General features: G+C 56.9%; 4 protein-coding genes and 1 pseudogene. 3 read left to right on the plus strand and 2 right to left on the minus strand.

The window, feature by feature from the left end; all coding sequences use genetic code 11:
- The first annotated feature begins 345 nt into the window (after positions 1 to 345).
- The 3 genes from trxA (at position 346) to NW815_RS02150 (ending at position 2624) form a co-directional block, all read left to right on the plus strand.
- Entirely contained in the window at positions 346 to 687 is a 342-nt protein-coding gene (gene trxA, locus NW815_RS02140) for a thioredoxin (RefSeq protein WP_011431863.1), read from the plus strand.
- Between the two features lie 114 nt (positions 688 to 801).
- A complete protein-coding gene (locus tag NW815_RS02145) occupies positions 802 to 1872 on the plus strand; it encodes an LOG family protein (protein WP_414389491.1) in 1071 nt (356 codons plus the stop codon).
- A gap of 62 nt (positions 1873 to 1934) precedes the next feature.
- Positions 1935 to 2624, plus strand: coding sequence for a phosphoribosylanthranilate isomerase (locus NW815_RS02150; RefSeq protein ID WP_414389497.1), 690 nt, complete (start codon positions 1935 to 1937; stop codon positions 2622 to 2624).
- A gap of 16 nt (positions 2625 to 2640) precedes the next feature.
- On the opposite strand, the gene NW815_RS02155 is transcribed toward NW815_RS02150, so the two are convergent.
- Positions 2641 to 3168, minus strand: coding sequence for a DUF4115 domain-containing protein (locus tag NW815_RS02155; protein ID WP_414415665.1), 528 nt, complete (start codon positions 3166 to 3168; stop codon positions 2641 to 2643).
- Positions 3169 to 3300: 132 nt separating this feature from the next.
- A pseudogene (locus tag NW815_RS02160) lies at positions 3301 to 3513 on the minus strand (helix-turn-helix domain-containing protein); the annotation flags it as partial.
- Between the last annotated feature and the right edge of the window lie 87 nt (positions 3514 to 3600).

The following is a 3600-nucleotide window of genomic DNA, read 5'->3' on the forward strand; positions in this document are numbered from 1 at the left end:
TTTAGGTGTGGGTGCAGTGTCCTAGTTTGAATCAAAGTGACCATATAGGATAGGAGCAGCCTGGTCATGACGCACTCAACTATCCCGGGAACCTTGCCAAGACAAATCTTTTGATGGATGCCGTAGAAGCCTGCTTCAGCACGGCTCAGATGCTTTCGGTGCCGTCCCCAAACTGCCTAGCGCTGCGGTTGGCTGAGCGAAGGTCTCAGGCCGGGATCCCAAGGGACAGTTCCTTTGGCGAACGCTCCGTGTAGTAGCAATGGAACAGGCTGAGGTCACCAGCAGCCTGGGGGCTGTGCTAAGATCAGAGACCGTGACAGGTGTTGTTTCAGGAGTTATCCAGGCATGTCTGCAGCAATAGATATCGCTGATGCCACCTTTGAGGCAGAGGTGCTGCGCAGCGATATTCCAGTTCTGGTTGATTTTTGGGCACCTTGGTGTGGCCCCTGTCGGATGGTGGCTCCTGTGGTTCAGGAGATAGCTGAGCAGTATGTCGGCAAAGTTAAGGTTGTAAAAATCAACACCGACGAGAACCCTCAAACTGCCAGCCAGTACGGTATTCGCAGCATTCCCACCCTGATGTTGTTCAAGGGCGGCCAGAAAGTGGATGTGGTGGTTGGCGCCGTACCCAAGGCAACTCTAACCACGATTTTGGAAAAGCACTTCGACACACCTGCCGAAGCCTGAGGGCTATGCCTTGGGTGTTTCAGAATGTAACTTTTGGGTTCTGGATTAGAACCCAGCTGCCATTTTGTGCCGAGAACTGATTAAAGTAATTCCAGAGAACTTTAGGATCCCAGCTTGACCGATTCCGTTTCTTCCCTTCTGCAAGAAGTTTTTTCCAACGCTGAGACCCGCCTAAAGCAGTTGGAGTATCATCCCAACCGGACGGCCTGGCTGCGTATTGTGCAGTCGCTGCAGCGCATGGGATCCCTGGAGCTGAGCCGTTTAGATGCCAAGATCTTGGCGGCTACTCTTGAGGATCTGGAGCAGGGGTTTGCCGCCTTCCAAAACTACGCTCATCAACGCAAGATCACCGTTTTCGGGTCGGCACGGCTAGGGCCAGAAAGTCCCGAATATCGCCAGGCCCAGTTGTTCGCCCACTGCATCAGTCAACGGGGGTTCATGGTGATGACGGGGGGCGGCAGCGGCATTATGGAAGCCGGCAACCGAGGGGCAGGGCTGGAAAACTCTTTTGGGCTCAACATCCAGCTTCCCTTCGAGCAAATGGCCAATCCCGTCATTGCTGCCAGCGATCGGGTCATCAACTTCAAGTATTTCTTTTCGCGCAAGCTCTTTTTTGTTAAAGAAACCGACGCGCTGGTGCTTTTTCCCGGCGGTTTCGGCACTCAGGATGAAGCCTTTGAATGCCTAACCCTGATGCAAACCGGCAAAACCAAGCTCATGCCCTTGGTGCTGGTGGACAGAACAGGTGGCTGCTACTGGAAAGAATGGGACGAATACGTGCGGGAGCACCTGCTTGGTCGCGGCTTGATCAGCCCAGAAGATCTCTTCCTCTACACCCTAACCGACGATGTGGGAGATGCCTGTCAGCAGATTGTCGATTTTTATCGCGTCTTTCACAGCAATCGCTACGTGCGAGAGCTCCTGGTTTTGCGCTTGAACACCAAACTTTCACCGGAAGCCCTAGAGATTTTAAACGAAGAGTTTGCCGACATTCTCGATTCGGGCCGGATCGAGCAAACTGGGGCTTTGCCGGAGGAAGCCGAGGAAGATATTGCCCATCTGCCACGGCTGGTGATGCACTTCAACCAGCGCAACTTTGGACGGCTGTGGCAAATGGTGCGCCGGATCAACAAGCTTCACCCGGAACAGCCGGATCCTCTGCAAATGCGCCCTGAACAAAAGTAGATGTATCAGCGCTCTCAGAACCATCCAAGAACCAGCAGCCAATTGTTTTGGTGGTGCTCCCAATGGGCCGGTTGTTTGTCAAAATCTGCGGCATCACCCGTCAGGATCAGGCGGAGGCCATCGCCGCGCTGGGGGTGAGTGCCCTTGGGTTCATCGCGGTGCCCAATACCCCCCGCTATTTGCCCCTCTCGGAAATGGCTCGTTGGGTGGGATCCCTGCCCGGCCCTGTGGAAAAGGTGGGGGTCTTCCTGGATCAGGATCCCCGCGCCATCGCCTCCTGGGTGGAAACGGTGGGCCTCACGGCTGTCCAGTTGCATGGCCAAGAATCCCCGCAGGATTGTCAGCAATTGGGGAAATGGCTTCCCGGGATCCGCCGCATCAAGGCCCTGCGCATTCGCCAGCCGGCGGATCTGGAAGTAGCCCATCTCTACCGAGACTGTGTGGAGATGCTGCTTTTGGATGCTTATCACCCCCAACAGGCGGGTGGAACGGGGCGAACTCTGAATTGGTCAGAACTTGCCCACCGCTCCCTGCCCTTGCCTTGGCTACTGGCCGGTGGTCTGAACCCGGACAATGTTCTGCAGGCGCTCAGCCACCTGCAGCCAAGCGGCATCGACCTCTCCAGTGGTGTAGAACGTCGGCCAGGCGATAAAGACATCGACAAAGTCCGGCACCTGCTGCAGCAGCTCCGCTCCCAGGGGTGGGAGATTGCTCCTGCGCTGCCGCCGATAACGCCAAGCGCAACGGGATGATCATTTGGCTGGGTTCCTACTGCAGCGACTGAATATCCAACCCCGGCTCGAACATTAGCTCTTTCACTTCCCCAAATCGGCCCATCACTCCAAGCTCCCGGTCGTTAAAGGTCACCAGCACGCCGCCTGCATTGCCGGTACGCAACACGATTGACTGCTCCGCTTCCCAATTCAACTCGGCCCCTGGCTGTAAGGTGGCCTCGAAGACCGTTTGCCCATCGGCGATGACCCGCAACCAGGAAGGGCGCTCCACAACGCGAATATCCAGACGCACCGGCTTGCGCCCCGCCCCCCCTGAGTGAGCTTCCAAGACCTCGGGGAAGACGCCCTGAATGCGCGTCCATTGGTCGAGGGTGGGAAACAGTTGGCGGGCCGTGGGCTGAACTGCCGACAGAGTGCGATCCGAAGAAGTTGCAGCAGGCGGTTGCTGGCCGGATCCCTCCCGACTGACCGTTGACAGGCTCACCAGCCAACGCCCAAAGGGATTGCCTGTGCCTTCCAAAAGAGCCGACAATCCCCCCACCGTCAGCACAATCAGCACCACATAAGCGGCCCAAAGGTGGAGAGGGCGCAGGGCAAAGGCAGGTTGCTGGCCGACAACAGCAAGAGGAGCTGGCGCGCGGGGGGTTTTGGCCGATAAAAGCGGAGAGGCACGCCGAGAGAGGGTTTCGCCATCCAACCCCAAATAGTCGGCATAGCGCTTGAGAAACCCTTGCACATACACCGGCTCCGGTAACCGGCTCAAGTCAGCTTCCTCCAGCGCCTGCAGATATTGGCAGCGAATGAAGGTATCGTTAGCTACTTCTGTCAACGTCAGTCCCCGTGCCTCCCGTGTTTGCCGCAACAGGGATCCCAGGGCTTCTAAAGAGTGTGCTGGCTCTTGCATCATTTGGCCACCTGCGGAAGAAAGGAGGCTACTGTGAGAGTTTGCACTCAGTTAGAGGCTCTGACGAGCTAATCGCGTGAGCGGGCCGGA

It is taken from the genome of Synechococcus sp. R6-7 (assembly GCF_047461695.1).
In the GTDB taxonomy this organism is placed as follows: Bacteria; Cyanobacteriota; Cyanobacteriia; order Thermostichales; family Thermostichaceae; genus Thermostichus.

Excerpts from the sequence above, each read along its gene's own strand:
- trxA (WP_011431863.1), top strand. The coding sequence starts at position 346 with ATGTCTGCAGCAATAGATATCGCTGATGCCACCTTTGAGGCAGAGGTG.
- NW815_RS02150 (WP_414389497.1), top strand. The coding sequence starts at position 1,935 with ATGGGCCGGTTGTTTGTCAAAATCTGCGGCATCACCCGTCAGGATCAG.